Genomic DNA, 21,199 nt, shown 5'->3' with positions numbered 1-21,199 from the left:
TCCTGCAACTCCCAGAGTGTTTCGGTCAGAAGTTGCGGCAGAACCAAGGCGACGCAGAACGGCAGGATATGCCAGAGGTTCGACCGATCATGAAGAACAGGCTTCCAGTTACGAGATGCAGATGGCGCATTACAAGAACTACATCGAAAGCCGTGCAGACTGGGATTTCGTCGGCATGTATTCGGATGAAGGGATCAGTGGAACCAACACAAAGAAGCGGGATGGGTTCAACCAGATGATTGAGGATGCCCTTGCAGGAAAGATTGACCTTATCATTACAAAGTCGGTCAGCCGCTTTGCGAGAAACACTGTGGACTCGCTGCAGAATGTCCGCAAACTCAAGGAAAACGGCGTAGAGATCTATTTTGAAAAAGAGAACATTTGGACGTTCGACACGCGCGGAGAACTCCTTATAACGATTATGTCCAGCCTGGCTCAGGAGGAAAGCCGCAGTATCTCGGAGAACACCACATGGGGCAAGCGGAAGCAGTTCGCTGAGGGCAAGACCAGTGTGGGCTACAGTGCTTTTCTCGGCTATGACAAGGATTTCAAAATCAACGAAGAACAGGCGAAAATCGTAAGGCTCATCTACAAACTCTTCCTCGGCGGGCGATCCTTCTACGCCATCACTAAGGAACTGGAAAAGCGGGGCATCAAATCCCCGTCGGGAAAGGAAAAGTGGTACATCTCCACAGTGCGCTCCATCCTTACAAATGAGAAGTACCGTGGCGATGCACTGATCCAGAAGGAGTATACGGCGGACTTCCTCGATAAGACGCGACGGAAGAATACGGGCGAGATTCCGCAGTACTATGTTGAGGAGCACCACGAGGCGATTATCCCGCCGGACTTATTCGACTTCGTGCAGACAGAAATCAAGGAGCGTGAAAAGAGAGGGAAGCACAGCGGCGTGAGCATCTTCGCGAACAAAATCAAATGCGGCTGCTGCGGCGCATGGTACGGGGCGAAGGTGTGGCATTCGACGGACAAGTACCGCAGAGTCATCTATCGCTGCAACAAGAAATATGCCCACAAGGGCAAGCCGTGCAGTACAAGGCATCTGACAGAGGAGGAGATCAAACGAATTTTCGTCAAGGCACTGAACTCTTTGGTGGAAGTCAAAGAGAACGTGATTGCGGAACTCAGATCCCTGATTAACGGCGTTTGCCAGACAGGGGAGTTGACTGAGGAACACGATAGAACAGAGCAGGAACTCGGCGTTTTGACAGAACGGCTTGAAACGTTGATTCGTGAGAATGCACGGGTGGCACAGGATCAGACGGCGTATCTGAAACAGGAAAATGAGATTCGCGCACTCTATGTGGAAAAGCAGGGGCATCTAGCGAGGTTGGATGAGCAAATTGCCGAGAGGGAGAGCAAGAGAAACACCTTGGAGGGCATGATTCAAGTGGTATGTGGTATCAACGGGGAGCAGGTTGCGTTCGATGAGGAGCTATGGGGCGGGCTGCTTGATCATATCTGTGTGCAGGAGGACGGGCAGATTGTTGTTGTTTTTAAGGGTGGGATTGAGACTGCAATTGAGGGATGAAGATATAAATTCAAGAGATCACCTTTCACGCAAAAGATTCCATCGGTTCGTTGTAAAATGAAGTTGAACAGCTAAACAAAAACAAAATCCATAGTGACATCCCGTGCTATAATGCTCATGTACGGTAAGGAAGCAAGCAACCGAAAACAAGAGATAGACCGCCAGCACTACACTATTCCGAACCAAAGACCAAAAGATAAGCATTGTGGGAAAATCTAAACTTTTGGATTTTCCTACAATGCCGACTACGGCGGAATCCTTCCCACTCCTTATATCTTTATTTCCGTATACATTGAATTTGTATTTAGTAAATGCTATAATGTCCCTATTCAAATTATAAATGTGTTGAATTAGTTACATGTACATATTTTTTGTGCCGCATAAATACCCTGTTGAGGTTGTCGTTCTTTGTCCAGATGTGGAAACAATAAAAGGAAGGGAACGATACAGGGAGAAAACAGGCTATTCCGGCTTTACGGTTGAAACCTTATACGATACATTTATGCAGACAACACCACGGATCGGCTTTTGGCTGGACAATTCCAACCAAACACCACAGCAGACAGCAGAAACCATTCTGAACGCCAGAAAGTCGGTATGATTGTTACATATAAGGGGAAGAAAAATTTCTTTTAGGTACTTTCTTTCCTAAAACTAATGTGATATAATAGCATCATTCCAAAAAAGGAGTAAAAAATATGCGGCAAGGTATTCTTAAATAAAACTATAATCAAATAGTGGGAACAAAGGATTATGATAGTCCCTTTTGTGGGGGCTTGGTTTTTTGTACCCAATTTAAGAATACTTTTGCCTTATCAATTTTGACATATCCGAAAAACAGCAATCACAAACAGGTGTATGCTGTATATGTGTATGTCCGCAAATTATAATCCCCAGTGGTAAAAGTATTTTACTGCTGGGGATTTTTATGCCCTTTTGGGGCTGTAAAAGGAGGACAATCACATGAAAATAATCAATATTGGAATTCTCGCCCATGTAGACGCAGGAAAAACAACATTGACGGAAAGCCTGCTGTACACCAGTGGAGCGATTGCGGAACAAGGAAACGTGGATAAAGGAACTACAAGAACAGACACTATGATTTTGGAACGGCAGCGCGGAATTACCATTCAGACAGCGGTTACTTCTTTTTGCTGGAATGATTATAAAATCAATATCGTGGACACTCCCGGTCATATGGATTTTTTAACCGAAGCATACCGCTCTTTATCTGTCCTTGACGGAGCTGTTTTAGTCATTTCGGCAAAAGACGGCGTACAGGCACAAACCCGTATATTATTCCATGCGCTTCAGAAAATGGACATTCCGACAATTATCTTTATAAATAAGATAGACCAAAATGGGATCGACCTGCGGCGTGTTTACCAAAGCATTAAAGATAAACTTACCAGTGATATGATTGTCATGCAGGAGGTTTCCCTGTCGCCAAAGATAACCATGACCGATATTTCTGATTTGGACAAATGGGATATGATTATTTCCGGAAGCGATGAACTATTAGAACGATATGTTGCAGAGGATTCTTTGGATATACAGGAATTACAATATGAAAAGTGCAAAAGAACCAGATGCTGCTCTTTGTTTCCTGTTTATCATGGGAGTGCAAAAGACAATTTAGGAACAGAAAAACTGATTGAAGCGATTACAGAAACTTTCATTACAGAAACAGACGATATTCAGTCTGAATTATGTGGATATGTTTTTAAGGTTGAGTATACAGAGCGGAAAAAACGGCTTTCTTATTTACGCCTGTATCATGGGACGCTCCATTTACGGGATACCCTGCTGCTGTCAAAAAAGGAAAAAATAAAGATTACAGAAATGTGTATTCCGTCAAATGGTGAAATCGTCCCGGTTGACCATGCCTGTCCGGGAGAAATTGTTATTTTAGCTGATGATACTTTGAAACTGAACGACATTCTGGGAAATGAAAAACTCCTGCCTCACAAAACACGGATTGATAATCCCATGCCATTACTTCGGACAACGGTAGAGCCGCAAAAGCCGGAGCAAAGGGAAGCCCTGTTAAATGCCCTCACAGAGATTGCTGATACAGACCCTCTTTTGCATTTTGACATTGATACTGTTACACATGAGATTATATTATCTTTTTTGGGAAAAGTACAGTTAGAAGTTATTTGTTCGCTATTAGAAGAAAAATATCATGTGGGCGTGGCTATGAAAGAGCCTTCGGTTATTTATCTGGAAAGACCGCAAAAAAAAGCGAGCTACACGATTCATATTGAAGTGCCGCCGAATCCGTTTTGGGCATCTATTGGTTTGACTGTAACACCGCTTCCTGTTGGAAGCGGAACACAATATAAAAGCGAGGTATCTCTCGGCTATTTAAACCAAAGTTTTCAAAATGCCGTCATGGAGGGTGTGCGTTATGGAATGGAGCAGGGCTTATATGGCTGGGGAGTGACAGACTGCCAAATTTGGTTTGATTATGGAGTTTATTACAGCCCGGTCAGCACCCCCGCTGATTTTCGTTTTCTTGCGCCTGTCGTGTTGGAGCAGGCATTGAAAAAAGCAGGAACACAACTGTTGGAACCATACCTTTCCTTTACCCTTTTTGCACCGCAGGAATATCTTTCACGGGCTTATAATGACGCACCAAAGTATTGCGCAATCATTGAATCAACCAGACTTGAAAAAGATGAAGTTATTTTTAAGGGGGAAATCCCTGCCCGTTGTATTGGTGAATATAGAAATGATTTGAATTTTTATACAAATGGAAGAAGTGTCTGCATTACAGAATTAAAAGGGTATCAGGAAACTTCCGGCGAGCCTGTGTTTCAGCCACGCCGCCCGAACAGCCGTTTAGACAAGATCCGGCATATGTTTCAGAAGATAATGTAACATCTTGCGCAATGCAAACGTTCATTGCTGGCTATTGCGAAATATCATTGATAAAATCAGCATCAGAGAGGAGGAACCATTTTGAACCAGAAACAGACGGATATTACAACAGGAAAGCAAATACGTCATCTGCGAACACAATCGGGAATGACACAGGAAGAACTGGCTGGGAAATTGAATGTTACCCGGCAGGCGCTATCGAATTGGGAGAGAGATGTTAATGAACCCGATTTAAATACGTTGAAAAAAATTTGTTTTCTTTTTGGAGTCCACATGGACGATTTTGCGAAGGAGGTAATAACAAAAATGGAAACATGTGAAAAAAAGAGAAACGACAATTTAATAAGTATGATATGGCAATTGGACTTTTTTATGGTGTCGGGATATTTCTTGGCATTGGTATTTTCTTTGTTGGCGGTTTTATGACAATGTCGGGTGCAGGGTGGGGAGCATCACTATTTGGCGGTGGCTGTTTTTCTCTTGTATTTGGCTTGATATGCCATGCAGTTATTACATTGAGAAGAAATGACAAATGATGACATATCCTGCTTTCTAGTCTTTTCGGTCATATCGCGTAAAAAAGCCGCTGCTTTTGGCTTTCCAATAGCGGCGGCAAAGGGAAATATCCTTTGAATACCTTACAGAAGAAAAGTTTTGCAGCATTATAAAAATAAAAGCCTATACCATTTTGGAAAGAAAAGATACATAATAGTCAAGACGGCAACAATCAGAAGTTATGGAGGGTAACAATGGAATATAGTAAGGAAGATTTAATGGAAGCAAAAAGGCAAATTTTGGGAGTGGGAGAGAACATGGGAACAGAGGAAAGCAAAAAGATCTGGGAGAAAAACGCACAATTTTGGGATGATGCAATGGGTGACGAATCCAATGAATTTCACAGAGAGGTAGTACGTCCCAAAGTAACGGAACTTCTCTCTCCTGATCCTTCGGATTACATTTTGGATATTGCGTGCGGCAATGGAAATTATTCTTCGTATCTTGCACAGAGAGGCGCTTCGGTCGTCGCTTTTGATTACAGCAAAAAAATGATAGAATTGGCTAAAAGACGGCGATCACAATATGCAAAACAAATTGAGTTTTGCGTAGCGGATGCGACCAATAGAGAAAGCTTATTAGGATTAAAAAGAAATCGAGCCTTTACGAAAGCAGTTTCTAATATGGCAATTATGGATATTACGGATATTGAACCGCTTTTTATGGCTGTTTATGAACTATTGGAGGAAAACGGGATTTTTGTCTTTGCAACGCAGCACCCTTGTTTTATCACATTGACTGAAAAATATATGACACCGCACAGTTACTATGATATAGCGATCGAAGGGCAGCCGGAGGAGCAGATTTATTATCATCGTTCCATACAAGATATTTTTAACCTTTGTTTCAGAGCTGGATTTGTCATTGATGGATTTTATGAAGAATGTTTCAAAAACAATAAAGAAATTCCTATGGTAATGATAGTAAGGCTTAAAAAGGTAAAACGTGATAGCTTAAAATAAATTCAAGTTTGCCGGATAAATAGCAAACCCGGCCGAGCCAGTCAACGGTCAAGATGAACGGGCTTCGCCCGCCGTTGACAGCCCCGCCCGGTTTTGCAGTTAGGCAGTCAAGGAGCGACAGCCTAAAGTGCTGCCGCCCCTTACTATCATAAAAAGCAACTACTAACCAGCCACAGCCCTTTTGGGAGGAAAGGGGGATTTTCCATGACCTGTACAGAAGAATATCGGGAACATATCGAGTACACTTTCCATGCCTTTTGCAAAGTCGTTATCCGAAATGCAACGATCAACGCAGCGAGGACACGGAGCAGGAAGCACAAAAGAGAAATATCCCTTGAATACCTCACAGACGAAAAGCACTACCCTTTAGGCACGACAGATGAATATTTCCAAGCCCCGGAGCCGGACGAGGAATACATACTTACCCTTTGCGGCGATACGGTCATTTTCAGCAGCGGTTTACTTGCGGAAGCCCTGTCACGGCTGGACGAACGGGAGCGGGAAATGATTTACCTGTCCTTTTTCAAGCGTATTCCACAGCACGAAATTGGCAGACAGTACGGGCGCAGCCGCAGCACAGCGGGCTACCATATCCGAAAAGCCCTACGGCAGCTCCAAGCGGAAATGGAGGGAATGGCATATGAGAAATAATAGGCTTCTCCCCTATGAAACAATCGTCCAAGCCGCCAGCGGGGAGCCGGAAGCGGTGGGAACTGTATTGCAGTATTACCGCCGCCGCATACAATGTGCCGCCCGTGTGAATGGACGGGTAGACCAAGATACAGAGGACTACATCACCCAGACGCTTCTCACAGCTATTTTCAAGTTCCGCTTTGGGAGATAGCCCTACCGCCTACAACTGAATAACCGCCGCTTCGCCGGCAACCAGAAAGCAGTAAATCTATTCAACAGATTTGCTGCTTTTTTTCGTTCCTGTTTGGCATTTTTGAAAATCCCCAGTATGAAAAAACAAAAGGGAAAATAGCCGCCGCAGTTGGCAAAATCCCTTACTTATCCGTAGAGGGTATCAAAGAAAAAAATACTGCCATTGTCCGCCTATTCCGGCTTGCGTGGTGTTGTAGGGAATAGAGGGGAAATTCTAAAAATCTCCGTCCATTTTGCTTTGCGTGGTGTTGTAGGTAGTGAAAGGAAAATTTTCAAGATAAGCCGGAATAGCGGGTAGCAAAGCCCTTTTGAAACGTTTTGTTAGCGGAAAGGACGGGAGCCGGGGAACGCCGGAGTTTTTCAGAGCAAGATTCTACCGAGGTGCCAAAATTCGCTCTCCGCTTATTTTTGCCCCTGCGGGAATCTTGTTGGGGAGTGCCTTCCCCAAACCCTGCTATGCGCCCTGTCGGGCGAGAAAGGAGGTCACAGACCATGCGAAAGAAATACAATACGCCCCACCGCCGTCATGTGGTAAAGACCCGCATGACCGATGAAGAATACGCCGACTTCACCGGGCGGCTGGCGGCTTATGAAATCAGCCAGTCCGAGTTTATCCGGCAAGCCATACGGAAAGCGACCATACGCCCCATTGTCACCGTTTCCCCGGTCAATGACGGGCTGCTTGCCGCCCTCTCCAAGCTCACGGCAGAGTACGGGAAAATCGGCGGCAACTTAAACCAGATTGCCCGGAGCCTGAACGAATACGGAAGCCCCTACCGGGGGCTGGAAAAGGAAGTGCGGGGAGCCGCCGCCGACCTTGCCGCCTTGAAGTTTGAAGTCTTGCAGAAAGTAGGTGAAGCCGTTGGCGATACTCAAACATATCAGCTCTAAAAATGCCAACTACGGGGACGCTGAAAAATACCTCACATTCGAGCATGACGAGTTTACCATGAAGCCCACCCTTGACGCAGACGGGCGGCTCATACCGAGGGTAGACTACCGCATATCCTCTCTGAATTGTGGCGGGGAGGATTTTGCCGTTGCCTGTATGCGCTCCAATCTCCGCTACGGCAAGAACCAGAAACGGGAGGACGTAAAGAGCCACCACTACATCATCAGCTTTGACCCACGGGACGGCCCGGACAACGGCTTGACCGTTGATCGGGCGCAGGAGCTGGGCGAGAAGTTCTGCGCCGAGCATTTCCCCGGACACCAGGCCCTTGTCTGCACCCACCCGGACGGACACAGCCACACCGAAAATATCCATGTGCATATCGTCATTAACAGTCTGCGGATTGCGGAGGTTCCCATGCTGCCCCACATGGACAGGCCAGCGGACAGGAAAGCAGGCTGCAAGCACCGCTGTACGGACGCAGCTATGAACTATCTGAAAGCCGAAGTCATGGAGATGTGCCACAGCGAGGGGCTTTACCAGATAGACCTTTTGAACGGCAGCAAAGAACGCATTACCGAGCGTGAGTATTGGGCGCAGAAGAAAGGACAGGCTGCCCTTGACAGAGCCAACGCCCCTATTGCTGCGGACGGTATCGCGCCCCGGCAGACCAAGTTTGAAACGGATAAGGCGAAGCTGCGCCGGACTATCCGGGAAGCCCTTGCCGCTGCTTCCGGCTTTGATGAGTTTGCCGCCCTGCTTCTCCGGCATGGTGTGACCGTCAAGGAGAGCCGGGGGCGGCTAAGTTACCTCACGCCGGACAGGACGAAGCCAATTACCGCCCGGAAGCTGGGGGACGATTTTGACCGGGCTGCTGTCCTCTCCGTTTTGGAGCAGAACGCCGCCAGAGCCGCCGAAAAACCCGCAGCCATAGCGGAATACCCCGGCAGTATCAAAGACCGCTTACGGACGAAAAAAGAAGCGAAAAACGCCCCGAACAATGACGCTGTACAGCGCATGGTAGACATAGCCGCCAAGCGAGCCGAGGGGAAAGGACGGGGCTATGAGAAGTGGGCGACCATGCACAACCTCAAACAGATGTCGGCTACCCTCATGCTCTACCAGCAGTATGGCTTTTCTTCCCCGGACGAGCTGGACGCTGCCATTTCCGCAGCCAACACCGCCACGCAGGAGAGCCTTGCCGGACTGAAAGGGCTGGAAGCCGCTATCCGGGAGAAAAAGGAATTGCAGCGCAACCTTTTGGGCTATATCGGCACGAAGCCCGCCCGTGACGGTCTGAAAGCGCAGAAATCGGAGAAAGCCCGGAGAGCCTACCGGGAACAGCACGAAAGCGATTTTATCATAGCGGACACAGCCGCCCGTTATTTCCGGGAGCATGGAATAACCAAGCTGCCAGCCAGCAAAGCCCTGCAAAGGGAGATTGAGCAGCTTACCGTCCAGAAGAACGCCGGATATAACGACTACCGGGAGAAACGCCAGCGGGCGCAGGAGCTTCAGACAGTCAGACGCAATATCGACCAGATTTTAAGGGGCGCACCGAGCCAGCAGAAAAAGCGTGAACAGGAGCGTTAAAGACCGCCCCGAAATGATACCGAAACCCTACAAAAATACAGGTATGATATGAACCCTTACCGCAATACTCCCCGACTTCCAAACGGGGCTTACAGGGCAGAAAAAGCCCGAAAATGATACCGAGAACATACAGAAAATGCCCCCTATCCCGCTACACCGATAGGAACGGCAGAAAGGAGCTTACCATTGCCGAGAATGAGCAAGAAGCGGCGGCTGGAATGGTCTTTCTTCCTCAACCACCGCAACCGTATCACTTACAACGACCTATGCCGGGGCTGCACCCGTGACTGCAAACAGAGCTTCCGGGCGGTTATCATACTATGCCCTCGCTATTATTCCAAACGCTGGAAAAAGGAGGACGCAGCCTATGGCAGATAACCGCAAATATTACTACCTCAAGCTGAAAGAGAGCTATTTTGACGATGATGCAATCGTTCTGCTGGAAAGTATGCAGGACGGCGTTATCTATTCCAACATTCTCTTGAAGCTGTACTTGAAATCGCTGAAAAACGGCGGGAAATTGCAGCTTGACGAGAATATCCCCTACACCGCCCAGATGATTGCGACCATTACCCGCCAGCAGGTAGGTACCGTAGAGAGAGCTTTGAAAATCTTTATGAAGCTGGGGCTTGTGGAGCCTTTGCCAAGCGGCGCACTCTACATGAGCAACATTGAGCTTTTAATCGGCCAGTCCTCTACCGAGGGGGAGCGCAAGCGCAGGGCGCGGCTGGCTTTGCAGGAACAAAAAGCCCTGCCGCAGACAGGGGCGGACAAATGTCCACCATATCGAGCGGACATTTGTCCACCAGAGATAGAGATAGAGAAAGAGATAGATATAGAAATAGAAAAAGAGAGAGAGTTAGAAACGGGACACCCCGCCCCCGCCGCCTATGGCAGATACCACAATGTCATTCTTTCCGATACGGAGCTTGACGGGCTGAAAACAGAGCTTCCCGGCAAGTGGGAGTATTACATTGACCGCCTATCCTGCCATATCGCTTCCAGCGGGAGGAAATACAAGAGCCATGCAGCCACGATTTTCAAGTGGGCGCAGGAGGACGCAGCCAAGAAAGCCCCGAAAAAGGGCATACCCGATTATACCTGTAAGGAGGGCGAGAGCTTATGACGAATGGATTTGATGAAATGATTTTGAATATGACCGACACCACGCCGGAGCCGGAGGACTACACCGGCGAGGACGGGCTTTTATACTGCGGGAAGTGCCACAAGCCCAAAGAGGGCTATTTCCCCAAAGAAACCGCCGCATGGCTGGGGCGTGACCGCCACCCGGCAGAATGTGACTGCCAGCGGGCAGAGCGTGAGGAACGGGAAGCCGCAGAGAAACAGCGCAGTCACCTTGAAACTGTCGAGCGGTTGAAGCGGCGGGGCTTTACAGACCCGGCTATGCAGGGCTGGACGTTTGAGAACGACAACGGCAAGTGCCCGCAAATGGAACACGCCCATTTCTATGTGGAGAACTGGGAAACCATGAAAGAGCGCAACATTGGCTATCTGCTATGGGGCGGCGTTGGCACAGGCAAGAGCTATTTTGCGGGCTGTATCGCAAATGCCCTTATGGAGCGTGAAATCCCCGTGTGCATGACAAACTTTGCATTGATATTGGGTGACCTTGCCGCCAGCTTTGAGGGCAGGAATGAATATATCTCCCGACTTTGCAGCTTCCCGCTGCTTATCCTTGACGATTTTGGAATGGAACGGGGAACGGAATACGGCTTAGAGCAGGTCTACAACGTGATTGACAGCCGTTACCGCAGCGGCAGGCCGCTGATCGTCACGACTAATCTCACGCTGGAGGACTTGCAGCACCCGGAGGACACCGCCCACGCCCGCATTTATGACCGTCTGATTGAAATGTGTTCTCCTGTCCGCTTTACCGGGAGCAACTTCCGAAAAGCCACGGCGCAGGAGAAAATGGGACAACTGAAAAAGCTGATGAACAGAAAGGAGAGCCGCCTATGACCAACACCCCAAAGAATGACCGCAGCACCCGCCGCCCGGATTGCGTGACGGAAATCCGCATAGGTAATTCTGTCCTTGTCGTTTCCGGCTATTTCAAGCAGGACACCACCGCCACCGCCGCCGATAAAATGCTGAAAGTGCTGGAAGCGGAAGCTGCTACACAAAAATCGGCAATTTGACGGGACGTAAAGAAGCAGAAAGGACTGTACAGCCAGCCCCGGCGTGTGGTATGATAGTCATACGGAATAGTGGGGCTGGCTGTCGGAAATGGAGGACACTATGTTAAGACAGACCACCCGAAACCTTATTACCGCCCTTTATCCGAGATTATCCCACGAGGACGAGCTGCAAGGTGAGAGCAATTCTATTTCAAACCAGAAGCGTATTCTTGAAACCTATGCGAAGCAGAACGGCTTTTCCAATCTGCAATGGTACACAGATGACGGTTATTCTGGGGCGAACTTCCAAAGACCCGGTTTTCAAGCCATGCTTGCGGACATTGAAGCCGGAAAAGTCGGCACCGTTATCGTCAAGGATATGTCACGGTTAGGGCGAAACTATCTGCAAGTGGGAATGTATACGGAAATGATTTTCCCACAGAAAGGCGTCCGCTTTATCGCTATCAATGACGGAGTGGACAGCGCACAGGGCGACAATGATTTTGCCCCTCTGCGGAACATTTTTAACGAATGGCTGGTGAGAGATACGAGCAAGAAAATCAAAGCAGTAAAACGGTCTAAGGGTATGAGCGGGAAGCCCGTCACGAGCAAACCCGTATACGGCTACTTTATGGACGAGGACGAAAATTTTATCATTGACGGGGAAGCCGCCCCTGTTGTGCGGCAGATTTACAGCTTGTGCCTTGCCGGGAACGGGCCGACCAAGATAGCCCGTATGCTCACAGAGCAGGAGATCCCCACGCCGGGAACGCTGGAATACCGTCGGACGGGAAGCACCCGCCGCTACCACCCCGGCTATGAGTGCAAGTGGGCGACCAATACCGTGGTACATATCCTTGAAAACAGGGAGTACACGGGCTGTCTGGTAAACTTCAAGACGGAGAAGCCGTCCTACAAGACCAAGCACAGCGTAGAGAACCCCATTGAGAAACAGGCGATTTTCGAGAACCACCATGAGCCTATCATTGACACCCAGATGTGGGAGCGTGTGCAGGAGTTACGCAAGCAGCGCAAACGCGCGAACCGCTATGATGAAGTGGGCTTATTCTCCGGCATACTCTTTTGTGCCGACTGCGGCAGCGTCCTTTACCAGCAGCGTTACCAGAACGCCACCCGCAAGCAGGATTGTTATATCTGCGGGAGCTACAAGAAGCGTACCCGTGACTGTACGGCGCACTTTATCCGCACCGACCTGTTGACCGCCGGAGTGACCGACAATCTGCGGAAAGTCACCAGCTATGCAGCGAAGCACGAAGCCCGGTTTATGAAGCTGCTGATCGAGCAGAACGAGGACGGGGGCAAGCGCAGGAACGCCGCAAGGAAAAAGGAGCTGGAAGCCGCCGAGAAGCGTATCAGCGAGTTATCCGCTATCTTCAAGCGGCTGTATGAGGACAGCGTGACCGGGCGCATTTCAGACGAGCGTTTCACGGAGCTGTCGGCAGACTATGAAGCCGAGCAGAAAGAACTGAAAGAGAGAGCCGCCGCTATCCGGGCAGAGCTTTCCAAAGCGCAGGAAGCCACGGTAAACGCAGAAAAGTTTATGAATGTTGTCCGCAAGTACACCAGCTTTGAAGAACTTACCCCTACCCTTTTGCGTGAGTTTGTGGAGAAAATCGTTGTGCATGAGTGCAGCTATGACGAGAACGGCACACGCAGACAGGACATTGATATTTATTACTCTTTCGTTGGCAAGGTAGACCTGCCCGAATGACCGCCCGACCTATCCGGCGCAATGCGCAAACGCCGGATAGGAACGGCAAAATTTTTTACACTTCTACTACTTCTTTATCACACATCAGCAAATGGTTCCGCTACAAAACATCAGCAAAGGAGCAATCACTATGGATTACGCCTATTCTACCACAACGGAGGCCATTCGTAAATCGGGAAAGCACCTTACCCTTGATGAAAGAGGGCAAATACAGGCACTCCACCGTGAGGGATTCTCGCTTCGCGCCATAGCCGCACGGATTGGATGCTCGCATACAACGATCCACTATGAGATTACACGTGGGACGCCTGAACGCCGATCTGCTCGCGGGCGGTCTCCACAATATACGGCAAGGCGTGGGCAACGGGCTTACCTCGAACATCGAAAGAACTCCAAACGACCGTATAAGGTTGACAGCGCAGGCTGTGCGCCATTCCTGCGTTGGATGACCGAAAGAATCCGTAAGAACAAGTGGTCGATCGACATGTGCGTCGGGGATGCTAGGGCGAACAAACGGTTCGACGAGGATGGTATCCCTTGCACCAAGACGCTTGACAATATGCTGTGGGCGGGTAGGATTCCGCTGACGCTGTTCGATGTCCCGCAAGCGCTCGGACGAAAGTGCAAGCGCAAGCGAAACCGCAAGAACAAGCGCCTGAAAGGGCGTAGTATAGAGGAGCGTTCTGCCCTTGTGGACGAAGGCACGGAAATCGGACACTGGGAAGCCGACACCGTTGTCGGATCGCGGAAAGGGCGCGGCGCAGCCGTATTTACCGCTGTGGAAAAGGTGACGCACGACTACATCGCAATCCGCATCTCGGGTCGCACGTGCGCCGGCATTGAAGAAGCCATCGCCCATTTGAAATCGGAATATGGAGAGGACCGTTTCAGCCAAGTGTTCAAGACGATTACCGTTGACAACGGGACAGAGTTCGAGACGTTCACGCAGCTTGAGAGCCTCGGCACGAAGGTGTACTTCGCTCACCCCTACAGCTCATGGGAACGCCCGCAGAACGAGCGTCACAACGGCATCCTCCGCCAATATATCCCCAAAGGAACGGGCATCGATGGATACAGTGACGAGGACATCCTAAACATAGCGGATGAGATAAACAGCCGCCCTCGCCGAGTTTTCGGCTATCAAACACCGGCAGAACTGTTTAACACCTTCTTGGATGAAGTATACGCTATTGAAAACGTTTCTTAATTAAATCACTGTTCAACTTGCTCTTGCAATTCACGCGGATGATCTATATAATGATTGGAACGACTACGGCGAAGGATATGACGATGATTACTTTGACTGAGCGCCCTAAAACGATATAAAATACGAAGTTCCGAAAGGAGCAAACATCATGGCAAATGAAATCACAAACGATTTTGCAACGCGCCGTTTTCGCGTGGCAGATGTGGCAAAGGCGGGCAATGTCGCAACGCGCACGCCAATCTACAGCACGGAGTCAACGAGCGGCGTCGTCTGGGTCATAAAGCCCGGGCAGATGATTCAGCCGCACGGTCACGCCAATGCAGATGATATATGGATCTGCATTGAGGGAGAGGGCGTCTTTTACCCTGCCCCCGGAGAGGAGCACCCCATCGCGAAGGGCGATGTCATCGTCTCAGCGAAGGGCATGTGCCACGGGATGAAAAATACAGGCGCGAAGGACTTTGTCTTTGTCGGCATCCTCGCCCCCGTCCCTGCGGATTATTTCCCCATCGAGCCGTAAAGTGTCTGTAGGCAGTAGGAGCCCATCATGAAACGAATCCTGCCTCGCATCCTCACTGCCACAGCGCTCGTCTGCACCTCTTTTCTCTCTGGCTGCTCGTTCATACTGGCAACGGAAAACAGCGCCCCTTATACGCCCGATGACGTAATCGCGATGGTGGAGAAAGAATTCGCTGCCTGTCATCCTCACATCGTCCTGCAAGAGATGCAAATTGAAAAAGAAAAGCGTGAATTGCAAGAGCAAGTTGAACAGTGATTTAATTAAGAAACATTTTCAAGGAATCACTGATAAATAGTGGATAATCACAGCCAGCTGATCCGCAGACACAAATTTCACAAATTGCAATACAAAAGAGCGTGCAATACTGCTCTCATTGCCCCTTTTTCTTCCCCGAATCGCCCGTTTCACCGGGAAATTTGGGAAAAAGGGCGCACTTATCCCATTGTCATGCAGAACGCCCTCTGCATTCCTGCCCTCAAGCACATGACGAGGTTCGCCGATGCAAAGAGCAGATAGTAACGGAGCAGGTTCTTCTTGATGCCACGATACCTTGTCCTGCCCGCTTGGAACAGCCGCTTCACAATGAGGAACGGATGCTCCACCTTGCAGCGGATGGAAGTTTTCTCGTGTTCGATCTTCTTGTCCCAGTTGACTCCTGCATACGCCTTTGTTGTGCGGTTCTGTGAAGGTCTTTTTGCAATACGGTGATCCACGCTCGATAGATGAGGATCTTCAAGGATTTCTGCGCGCTTTTCCACGCCGAGATACCCAGAGTCCCCATAGACGCTGTGGTCATCCGCTCGGATCAATGCGTGCGCCTGCACGATGTCATGCACGTTGGCTGCTGTCCCTGTGATTGTATGAACGTAGCCTGTTGCCGCATCCGTACCGGAATGAATCTTCATGCCGAAGAACCATTGATTCCCTTTCCTGACGGAGTGCATTTCAGGGTCGCGGGTCTTCGTGGCGTTCTTGGTCGAGCTTGGTGCATGAATGATGGTGGCGTCAACGATTGTACCGCCGTGCATGATGAGTCCTGCGGCGTCCAGCCGCTCTTTCACGTCATCGAACATCTTGCGGGTGATGTCATGCTTTTCCAGCAGGTGTCGAAACTGCAGGAGTGTCGTAGCATCCGGTGTCCGTTCGATGGAGAAGTCGATCTTCAGGAAGCGCTTCATGGCATAGCTGTCATAGATTGCATCCTCGATTCCCTCGTCCGAGAGACCGAACCAGTTCTGCATGAGATACATGCGCAGCATCGTTTCGAGCGGGATTAACTTTCTGCCACGCTCTTTCTGGACGTAGAACGGCGCAATGAGTTCCATCCATTCTTTCCAAGGGATGATGGATTCCATGGCATCCAGGAAGGCTTCACGCTTTGTTGTTCTGTTACGGTTTGCGTATTCCATGTCTGTAAATGTTTGCTGCACCATTTTTGTCTCTCCCTCATCGTTTATTGTCTTTCTCTATTGTAATCTTTCGAGGTAAAGTTGCGCAACATAAGAATTTATCAGTGTTTCCTTAGAAAAACTATAATTTCATATTGACTTTTTTCGATTTGAAGCATATGCTTAAATCAAGAAATTTGGATTTGAGGTGAGAGCATGGCAACTATTTATGAGGAAAGAGCAAAAATCTTTAAAGCTTTAAGTGATGAGCGTAGATTACGCATTTTAGAACTTTTGCGGAATGGAGAAAAGTGTACTTGCACTTTAACCGATGAAGTGAATATGCCTCAATCTTCGCTTTCCTATCACATGAAAATCCTATGTGAAGCAGGTATTGTGACAGGTCGTGAGGACGGTAAATGGACACATTACCAAATCAGCAAGCAAGGCAGTGAAAAGGTACTGGCTTTATTGAAAGATACGATTGCTATTGACGAAACAAATATGAGTTGTAATAAATGTTCAAACACCTAAAAGCCGTTCCAATATGGCAACGGTTTTTTTTAGGAATATCAAATCGAAAATTCTTGATTTATAAGAAAGAGAGGTTAGGATATGCAGGCACTAAAAAGTGTTTGGGATTTCTTTCAGAATGAAATCCTCGGTATGAAATGGCTAAACCAACTGATAGGAAATCTGTTAGAAGCGTGTGGTCTATCTACTGAAACTCGGTTCGGGGGAAGCGTTCAGTTTTTCATCTACGACACCATAAAAATTATGCTATTGCTGGGTGTTTTAATTTTGATAATTTCGTATATTCAAAGTTATTTCCCGCCGGAGAGAACCAAAAAGATATTAGGGAGATTTCGAGGAATAGGGGCAAATATGATAGCTGCCCTTTTGGGAACAGTTACGCCGTTTTGTTCTTGTTCGTCCATTCCAATATTTATCGGTTTTACCAGTGCCGGGCTGCCGCTGGGTGTTACGTTTTCTTTTTTAATTTCTTCTCCTATGGTAGACCTCGGCTCTCTTTTACTCCTTATGAGCATATTCGGCTGGAAAGTGGCAATCGTGTATGTTCTGCTCGGACTTATAATTGCTGTTGCAGGAGGGAGTTTAATCGAAAAACTACACCTTGAAAATGAAGTAGAGGAATACATTAAAAATGGAAAATCCGTTGATATTCCGCAGGAAGAATTGCACTTTAAGGATAGACTTCATTTTGCATGGGAACAGGATGTATCTACTGCGAAAAAGGTTGCACCTTATGTCTTGATCGGTGTAGGTATCGGGGCTATTATTCATAACTGGATACCGGAAGAAATCATTGTTAATATACTCGGAGCTAATAACCCATTTGGTGTAATTATCGCAACTATTGCCGGAGTACCCATGTATGCAGATATTTTTGGAACAATTCCGATTGCAGAAGCACTACTGGCAAAGGGAGCATTGTTGGGCGTTGTTTTATCTTTTATGATGGGCGTTACCACTTTGTCCCTGCCTTCAATGATTATGCTTCGTAAAGCTGTAAAACCTAAACTTTTATGGATTTTTATCGCAATCTGTACTGTCGGAATTATACTGGTTGGCTATTTCTTTAACGCCGTTCAGCCAATGCTAATTTGAAATGAGGTAGAAAAATACACTGCGAAAATGTAAAAGAATGTATTTGTCCTAAAATATCGTGCCAAAATCATGGGAGGTGTTGTGCTTGCGTCATAAAGCACCGTACAACGGATAGTTTGCCTTATTGCTTGTTCCCGGATAATGGCGGGGATAAAAGCAATCGAAATCATTATGAGGTTTTGAAAAAACGCTTTGAAAGCGAAAAATAAATGGAGGTATTCATTATGTCATTATTTAACAGAAAAAACAAAGAAGAAAAAACGCCTGCGTGTGCTTGTAATGCCGGCTGCCCGACAAGCGAGGCAACAGAAATCAAGCTGGAAAAAGAGTGTTACGGAAAAACAGTGGACGGAATTTGCTGTATTAAGGTTTTAGGTTCTGGTTGCAAAAGCTGTCGTGCACTGTTAGAAGCAACTCAGGAAGCGGTTCATTCAATGGGACTTACTATTGAGATTGAATATGTTACAGACATGGAAAAAATCATGCAGTATGGAGTAATGAGTATGCCAGCTCTTGTTGTAAATGAGCAGGTTGCTTCTATGGGAAAGGTGTTGAAATCAAAAGAAGTAGAAACACTTTTGAAAAAATTGATTTAGCAAATCCAGCCGAGCCGGTCAACGGCGAGTGAATGGACTGCGCCCACCGTTGACAGCCCCGTCTGTCCTTGCTGGTGGGTAATCAAGGGGCGACAGCAAAAAGTGCTGCCGCCCTTTCCCATAATCGAAGAAAAAGGGGGGTCATGACTGAACAGGAAGCCTATCAAGAGCATATCCACTATACCCATGATACCTACTGCCGGATTGTTATTAGCCATGCGTCCTTTGACGCTGCCCGTATGCTGGCGGCGAGGTGGAAACGGGAAATCTCCCTTGAATACTTGACCGAAGAAAAATTTGTCCCGTTAAGCACCGCAGACGAATATTTTCAAGTGCCGGACTATGGCGAAACTTATCCGTTCTCTGTCCGGGGGCAGACGATACTTTTAGATAGCTGCTCCCTTGCGGCGGCTCTTGCTCAACTGCTGGAACAGATGCAGGAGGAAATCTTTTTGTATTACTTCTAGCACTTGACGCAGAAAGAAATCGGAGAACAATGCTGCTGGACACGCGGCACAATCGGGCGGCATATCCAGCTTGCCTTGAAACTGCTGAAAGAGGAAATGGAGGTGTTGCCCCATGAGTGACCGACTTCTCCCCTATGAAACCATTGTAAAGGCACATGAGGGCGACCCCCATAGCAATAGAATGGTTCTGTTCATCAGTTACCATATGATACGATCCTTTCTCGTTTTTTTCAGCCAATCCAAGAGGAATTGACGGAATGTACGCGCCGCTTCGGTGAGGATGACGGTCTTGTTCTGTATGAGGCATACCTCCTGCCCCATATCTTTTCCGTCGCCAAGTTCTCGCATGACAATGTCTGGCTGTCTGTTCATGACGGCTGCGTAGTCGTAGCCGAGATTGATCGCAGGATTATGACGCAGCAGATCAACAATGAGGGATTCATCGGCAGTTTCGGCTAGAATCTCGATTTTGAGACCTGGCAGGAGGATGTGTTTGTCGATATTGTGACGGAAACAGTGATAGGCGCGTCCTTTACTGATGATCATTTGCCCGTCGAGATCTGTGTAGGTGATACGGCTCTTTTCTGCCAAGGGATGATGCGCAGAGAGACGAGCACAGTAGCGGGAGAAAAAGAGTACGTCCCCTTGAAAGCGTGTCTGATCAAAAGGGGCGGTGACAATGGAAAAATGAGATCGCTTTGTTAGAAGTCCCTCCATTGCATCGTCGTCTGTTGTATCGACAATGCTCAGAATAATGCTCGGATGAGCAGTATGAAAATCCTGTAGAAATTGCGCTCCGAGATAAGAAAAGACGTGATCCAGTGCAAAAATGGTAACGACACTTTTTGAATGGGTGGCGAGGGATTTCATGCTTTCGATGAATTGATATTCATCCAGCATACGTTGAACGTGGGGCAGTAGTGCTGCTGCATAATCGGTCGGAATGATTCCGCGTGGGGTACGGGTGAAAAGCGGCTGCCCAAGCTCCTCCTCCAATGATCTCATCGCTCTGCTGAGACCTTGTCTTGCAACATAAAGATGATCTGCTGCCGTCTGGATATTGCCGCAGCGATAGACTTCAATGAAATACTCCATCTGTTTTCGATTCATCTTCATACCTCCCAGTTTTTTCATCGTTATCTATTTTACTGCAACAATATTGTTGCGGCAAGTCCCGTTGTTTTTCTTGTTATCCTTTGGGAAGCTCGATATACTGCTGAAACAGATTAACCAAATGATGAACAGGAGGAACGCTTATGAAACTCACACAGATTCGCAATGCAACGAACCGTTTGGACTATGCAGGGAAAGTCTTTCTGATTGACCCGTGGCTTGCACCGAAACATCAGCTGTCGTTCGTCGATATTCCAGACATGCCGTTTCATGTCCCCGATCCGATGAAGGAGCATATTCCGATGCCGTTCTACAATTTGCCGATGGATATGGGGCAGATTTTGAGCGGTGTCGACTACTACATCGTTACGCATCTGCATCCCGATCATATTGATATGACACCGGACGGGACGGTCGGTGCACCGCTTGATAAGGCGGTTCCAGTCATCTGTCAGTCGGAGGAGGATGCCTCTGTTCTGCGGAGTTCCGGGTTTTCAGAGATAATCGTCCTGCCGACAAGCGGTATGGAGTTCGGTGCGGCGAGACTGACCCGCGTCCCTGCCCTGCACGGCACCGTTGTTCCGTGCGGTGACGCGATGGGGATTGTGTTTGAGGCATCGGAGGAGAACACCTTCTATTTGGCAGGGGATACGGTCTGGTATTCCGGCGTAGCTGAGACACTGCGGAACTATCAGCCTGAGGTGATTGCCCTGAACTGTTGTGCCGCAGAGACCGTGGAAAACGGACGCCTCATCATGAACGATGAGGATGTTCACTGCGTTGCAATGACTGCGCCTAACGCCCGTCTTTATCTGACGCACTTGGACAACGTCGCACATGCTGCGCTTACGAGGCATACACTGCGAGGATGTTTGGCACGTCGCGGCGTGGTGAATTATGATATGCCGTCCGATGGTGCGTCGGTTGAATATAAAGCCGCAACAGTCGGAGCTTAATTCCTGTCATACGGTAAATTCCACACACAACACAGATTCCATTCGCTCTACCTAGCGTTTGGAATCTTTTTTCTTTTGCAAAGAATCATTAGGCAACATACCCTATCCTGTGTTATAATTTTCTTATATTTGAA

Annotated in this window: 23 protein-coding genes; 21 read left to right on the top strand and 2 right to left on the bottom strand. The window is 48.2% G+C overall.

What is annotated here, in order from left to right; genetic code table 11:
* The 16 genes from HMPREF9163_RS03770 to HMPREF9163_RS03700 all read left to right on the top strand — a co-directional run.
* A partial coding sequence (locus tag HMPREF9163_RS03770) for a recombinase family protein (RefSeq protein WP_037345882.1) occupies positions 1-1,549 on the top strand: 1,549 nt, incomplete at its 5' end.
* Positions 1,550-2,512: 963 nt separating this feature from the next.
* On the top strand, positions 2,513-4,432 hold the full coding sequence (gene tet(32), locus HMPREF9163_RS03765) for a tetracycline resistance ribosomal protection protein Tet(32) (protein ID WP_009440328.1): 1,920 nt from the start codon (positions 2,513-2,515) through the stop codon (positions 4,430-4,432).
* An 81-nt stretch (positions 4,433-4,513) separates the two neighbouring features.
* Positions 4,514-4,858: a helix-turn-helix domain-containing protein gene (locus HMPREF9163_RS03760; RefSeq protein WP_002602098.1), complete on the top strand. Its 345-nt coding sequence runs from the start codon at positions 4,514-4,516 to the stop codon at positions 4,856-4,858.
* 323 nt (positions 4,859-5,181) lie between these two features.
* Positions 5,182-5,949: a class I SAM-dependent methyltransferase gene (locus HMPREF9163_RS03755; protein ID WP_002602097.1), complete on the top strand. Its 768-nt coding sequence runs from the start codon at positions 5,182-5,184 to the stop codon at positions 5,947-5,949.
* Positions 5,950-6,153: 204 nt separating this feature from the next.
* A complete protein-coding gene (locus HMPREF9163_RS03750) occupies positions 6,154-6,600 on the top strand; it encodes an RNA polymerase sigma factor (RefSeq protein ID WP_002602096.1) in 447 nt (148 codons plus the stop codon).
* The gene (locus HMPREF9163_RS03745) at positions 6,590-6,793 is read left to right on the top strand and encodes a helix-turn-helix domain-containing protein (protein ID WP_002602095.1); all 204 of its coding nucleotides are present in this window, start codon (positions 6,590-6,592) and stop codon (positions 6,791-6,793) included. Before HMPREF9163_RS03750 ends, HMPREF9163_RS03745 begins: the two co-directional genes overlap by 11 nt.
* A 533-nt stretch (positions 6,794-7,326) precedes the next feature.
* Positions 7,327-7,725, top strand: a complete 399-nt coding sequence (locus HMPREF9163_RS03740; protein ID WP_002602094.1) for a plasmid mobilization relaxosome protein MobC — start codon at positions 7,327-7,329, stop codon at positions 7,723-7,725.
* On the top strand, positions 7,697-9,319 hold the full coding sequence (locus tag HMPREF9163_RS03735; RefSeq protein WP_002602093.1) for a relaxase/mobilization nuclease domain-containing protein: 1,623 nt from the start codon (positions 7,697-7,699) through the stop codon (positions 9,317-9,319). Before HMPREF9163_RS03740 ends, HMPREF9163_RS03735 begins: the two co-directional genes overlap by 29 nt.
* Before the next feature lie 186 nt (positions 9,320-9,505).
* Positions 9,506-9,697, top strand: coding sequence for a hypothetical protein (locus HMPREF9163_RS11650; protein ID WP_006058351.1), 192 nt, complete (start codon positions 9,506-9,508; stop codon positions 9,695-9,697).
* Entirely contained in the window at positions 9,687-10,445 is a 759-nt protein-coding gene (locus HMPREF9163_RS03730) for a phage replisome organizer N-terminal domain-containing protein (RefSeq protein ID WP_002605636.1), read from the top strand. Before HMPREF9163_RS11650 ends, HMPREF9163_RS03730 begins: the two co-directional genes overlap by 11 nt.
* A complete protein-coding gene (locus tag HMPREF9163_RS03725) occupies positions 10,442-11,299 on the top strand; it encodes an ATP-binding protein (protein ID WP_002605635.1) in 858 nt (285 codons plus the stop codon). The genes HMPREF9163_RS03730 and HMPREF9163_RS03725 overlap by 4 nt, the downstream gene beginning before the upstream one ends.
* Complete coding sequence (locus tag HMPREF9163_RS03720; RefSeq protein WP_002605634.1) at positions 11,296-11,478, top strand: transposon-encoded TnpW family protein; 183 nt, start codon at positions 11,296-11,298, stop codon at positions 11,476-11,478. Before HMPREF9163_RS03725 ends, HMPREF9163_RS03720 begins: the two co-directional genes overlap by 4 nt.
* A gap of 100 nt (positions 11,479-11,578) precedes the next feature.
* Entirely contained in the window at positions 11,579-13,189 is a 1,611-nt protein-coding gene (locus tag HMPREF9163_RS03715; protein WP_037345876.1) for a recombinase family protein, read from the top strand.
* Between the two features lie 130 nt (positions 13,190-13,319).
* On the top strand, positions 13,320-14,396 hold the full coding sequence (locus HMPREF9163_RS03710) for an IS30 family transposase (protein ID WP_037345875.1): 1,077 nt from the start codon (positions 13,320-13,322) through the stop codon (positions 14,394-14,396).
* A gap of 148 nt (positions 14,397-14,544) precedes the next feature.
* Positions 14,545-14,916, top strand: a complete 372-nt coding sequence (locus HMPREF9163_RS03705; RefSeq protein WP_009438478.1) for a cupin domain-containing protein — start codon at positions 14,545-14,547, stop codon at positions 14,914-14,916.
* Between the two features lie 27 nt (positions 14,917-14,943).
* On the top strand, positions 14,944-15,171 hold the full coding sequence (locus HMPREF9163_RS03700; RefSeq protein WP_009438430.1) for a hypothetical protein: 228 nt from the start codon (positions 14,944-14,946) through the stop codon (positions 15,169-15,171).
* Positions 15,172-15,350: 179 nt separating this feature from the next.
* On the opposite strand, the gene HMPREF9163_RS03695 is transcribed toward HMPREF9163_RS03700, so the two are convergent.
* Positions 15,351-16,325, bottom strand: a complete 975-nt coding sequence (locus HMPREF9163_RS03695) for an IS5 family transposase (RefSeq protein ID WP_369796097.1) — start codon at positions 16,323-16,325, stop codon at positions 15,351-15,353.
* 195 nt (positions 16,326-16,520) lie between these two features.
* On the opposite strand from HMPREF9163_RS03695, the gene HMPREF9163_RS11645 reads away from it, so the two are divergent.
* The 4 genes from HMPREF9163_RS11645 to HMPREF9163_RS03680 all read left to right on the top strand — a co-directional run bounded on the left by HMPREF9163_RS11645 (position 16,521) and on the right by HMPREF9163_RS03680 (position 18,996).
* A complete protein-coding gene (locus HMPREF9163_RS11645; RefSeq protein WP_009440323.1) occupies positions 16,521-16,838 on the top strand; it encodes a helix-turn-helix transcriptional regulator in 318 nt (105 codons plus the stop codon).
* 81 nt (positions 16,839-16,919) lie between these two features.
* The gene (locus tag HMPREF9163_RS03690) at positions 16,920-17,933 is read left to right on the top strand and encodes a permease (protein ID WP_009440322.1); all 1,014 of its coding nucleotides are present in this window, start codon (positions 16,920-16,922) and stop codon (positions 17,931-17,933) included.
* A 224-nt stretch (positions 17,934-18,157) separates the two neighbouring features.
* Complete coding sequence (locus HMPREF9163_RS11635) at positions 18,158-18,529, top strand: thioredoxin family protein (RefSeq protein WP_071530378.1); 372 nt, start codon at positions 18,158-18,160, stop codon at positions 18,527-18,529.
* Positions 18,530-18,672: 143 nt separating this feature from the next.
* Positions 18,673-18,996: a hypothetical protein gene (locus HMPREF9163_RS03680; protein ID WP_006306613.1), complete on the top strand. Its 324-nt coding sequence runs from the start codon at positions 18,673-18,675 to the stop codon at positions 18,994-18,996.
* Positions 18,997-19,194: 198 nt separating this feature from the next.
* Here HMPREF9163_RS03680 and HMPREF9163_RS03675 read toward each other — a convergent pair whose 3' ends face one another.
* Entirely contained in the window at positions 19,195-20,130 is a 936-nt protein-coding gene (locus tag HMPREF9163_RS03675; protein WP_009440319.1) for a LysR family transcriptional regulator, read from the bottom strand.
* Positions 20,131-20,252: 122 nt separating this feature from the next.
* Between HMPREF9163_RS03675 and HMPREF9163_RS03670 the strand changes: the two genes are divergently transcribed.
* Positions 20,253-21,065, top strand: a complete 813-nt coding sequence (locus HMPREF9163_RS03670) for an MBL fold metallo-hydrolase (protein WP_009440318.1) — start codon at positions 20,253-20,255, stop codon at positions 21,063-21,065.
* Positions 21,066-21,199 lie beyond the last annotated feature (134 nt).

Source organism: Selenomonas sp. oral taxon 138 str. F0429, from assembly GCF_000318175.2.
GTDB lineage: Bacteria > Bacillota > Negativicutes > Selenomonadales > Selenomonadaceae > Centipeda > Centipeda timonae.
Note: the sequence above shows the minus strand (reverse complement) of the source record. Positions and strands in the feature narration are given on the sequence as shown.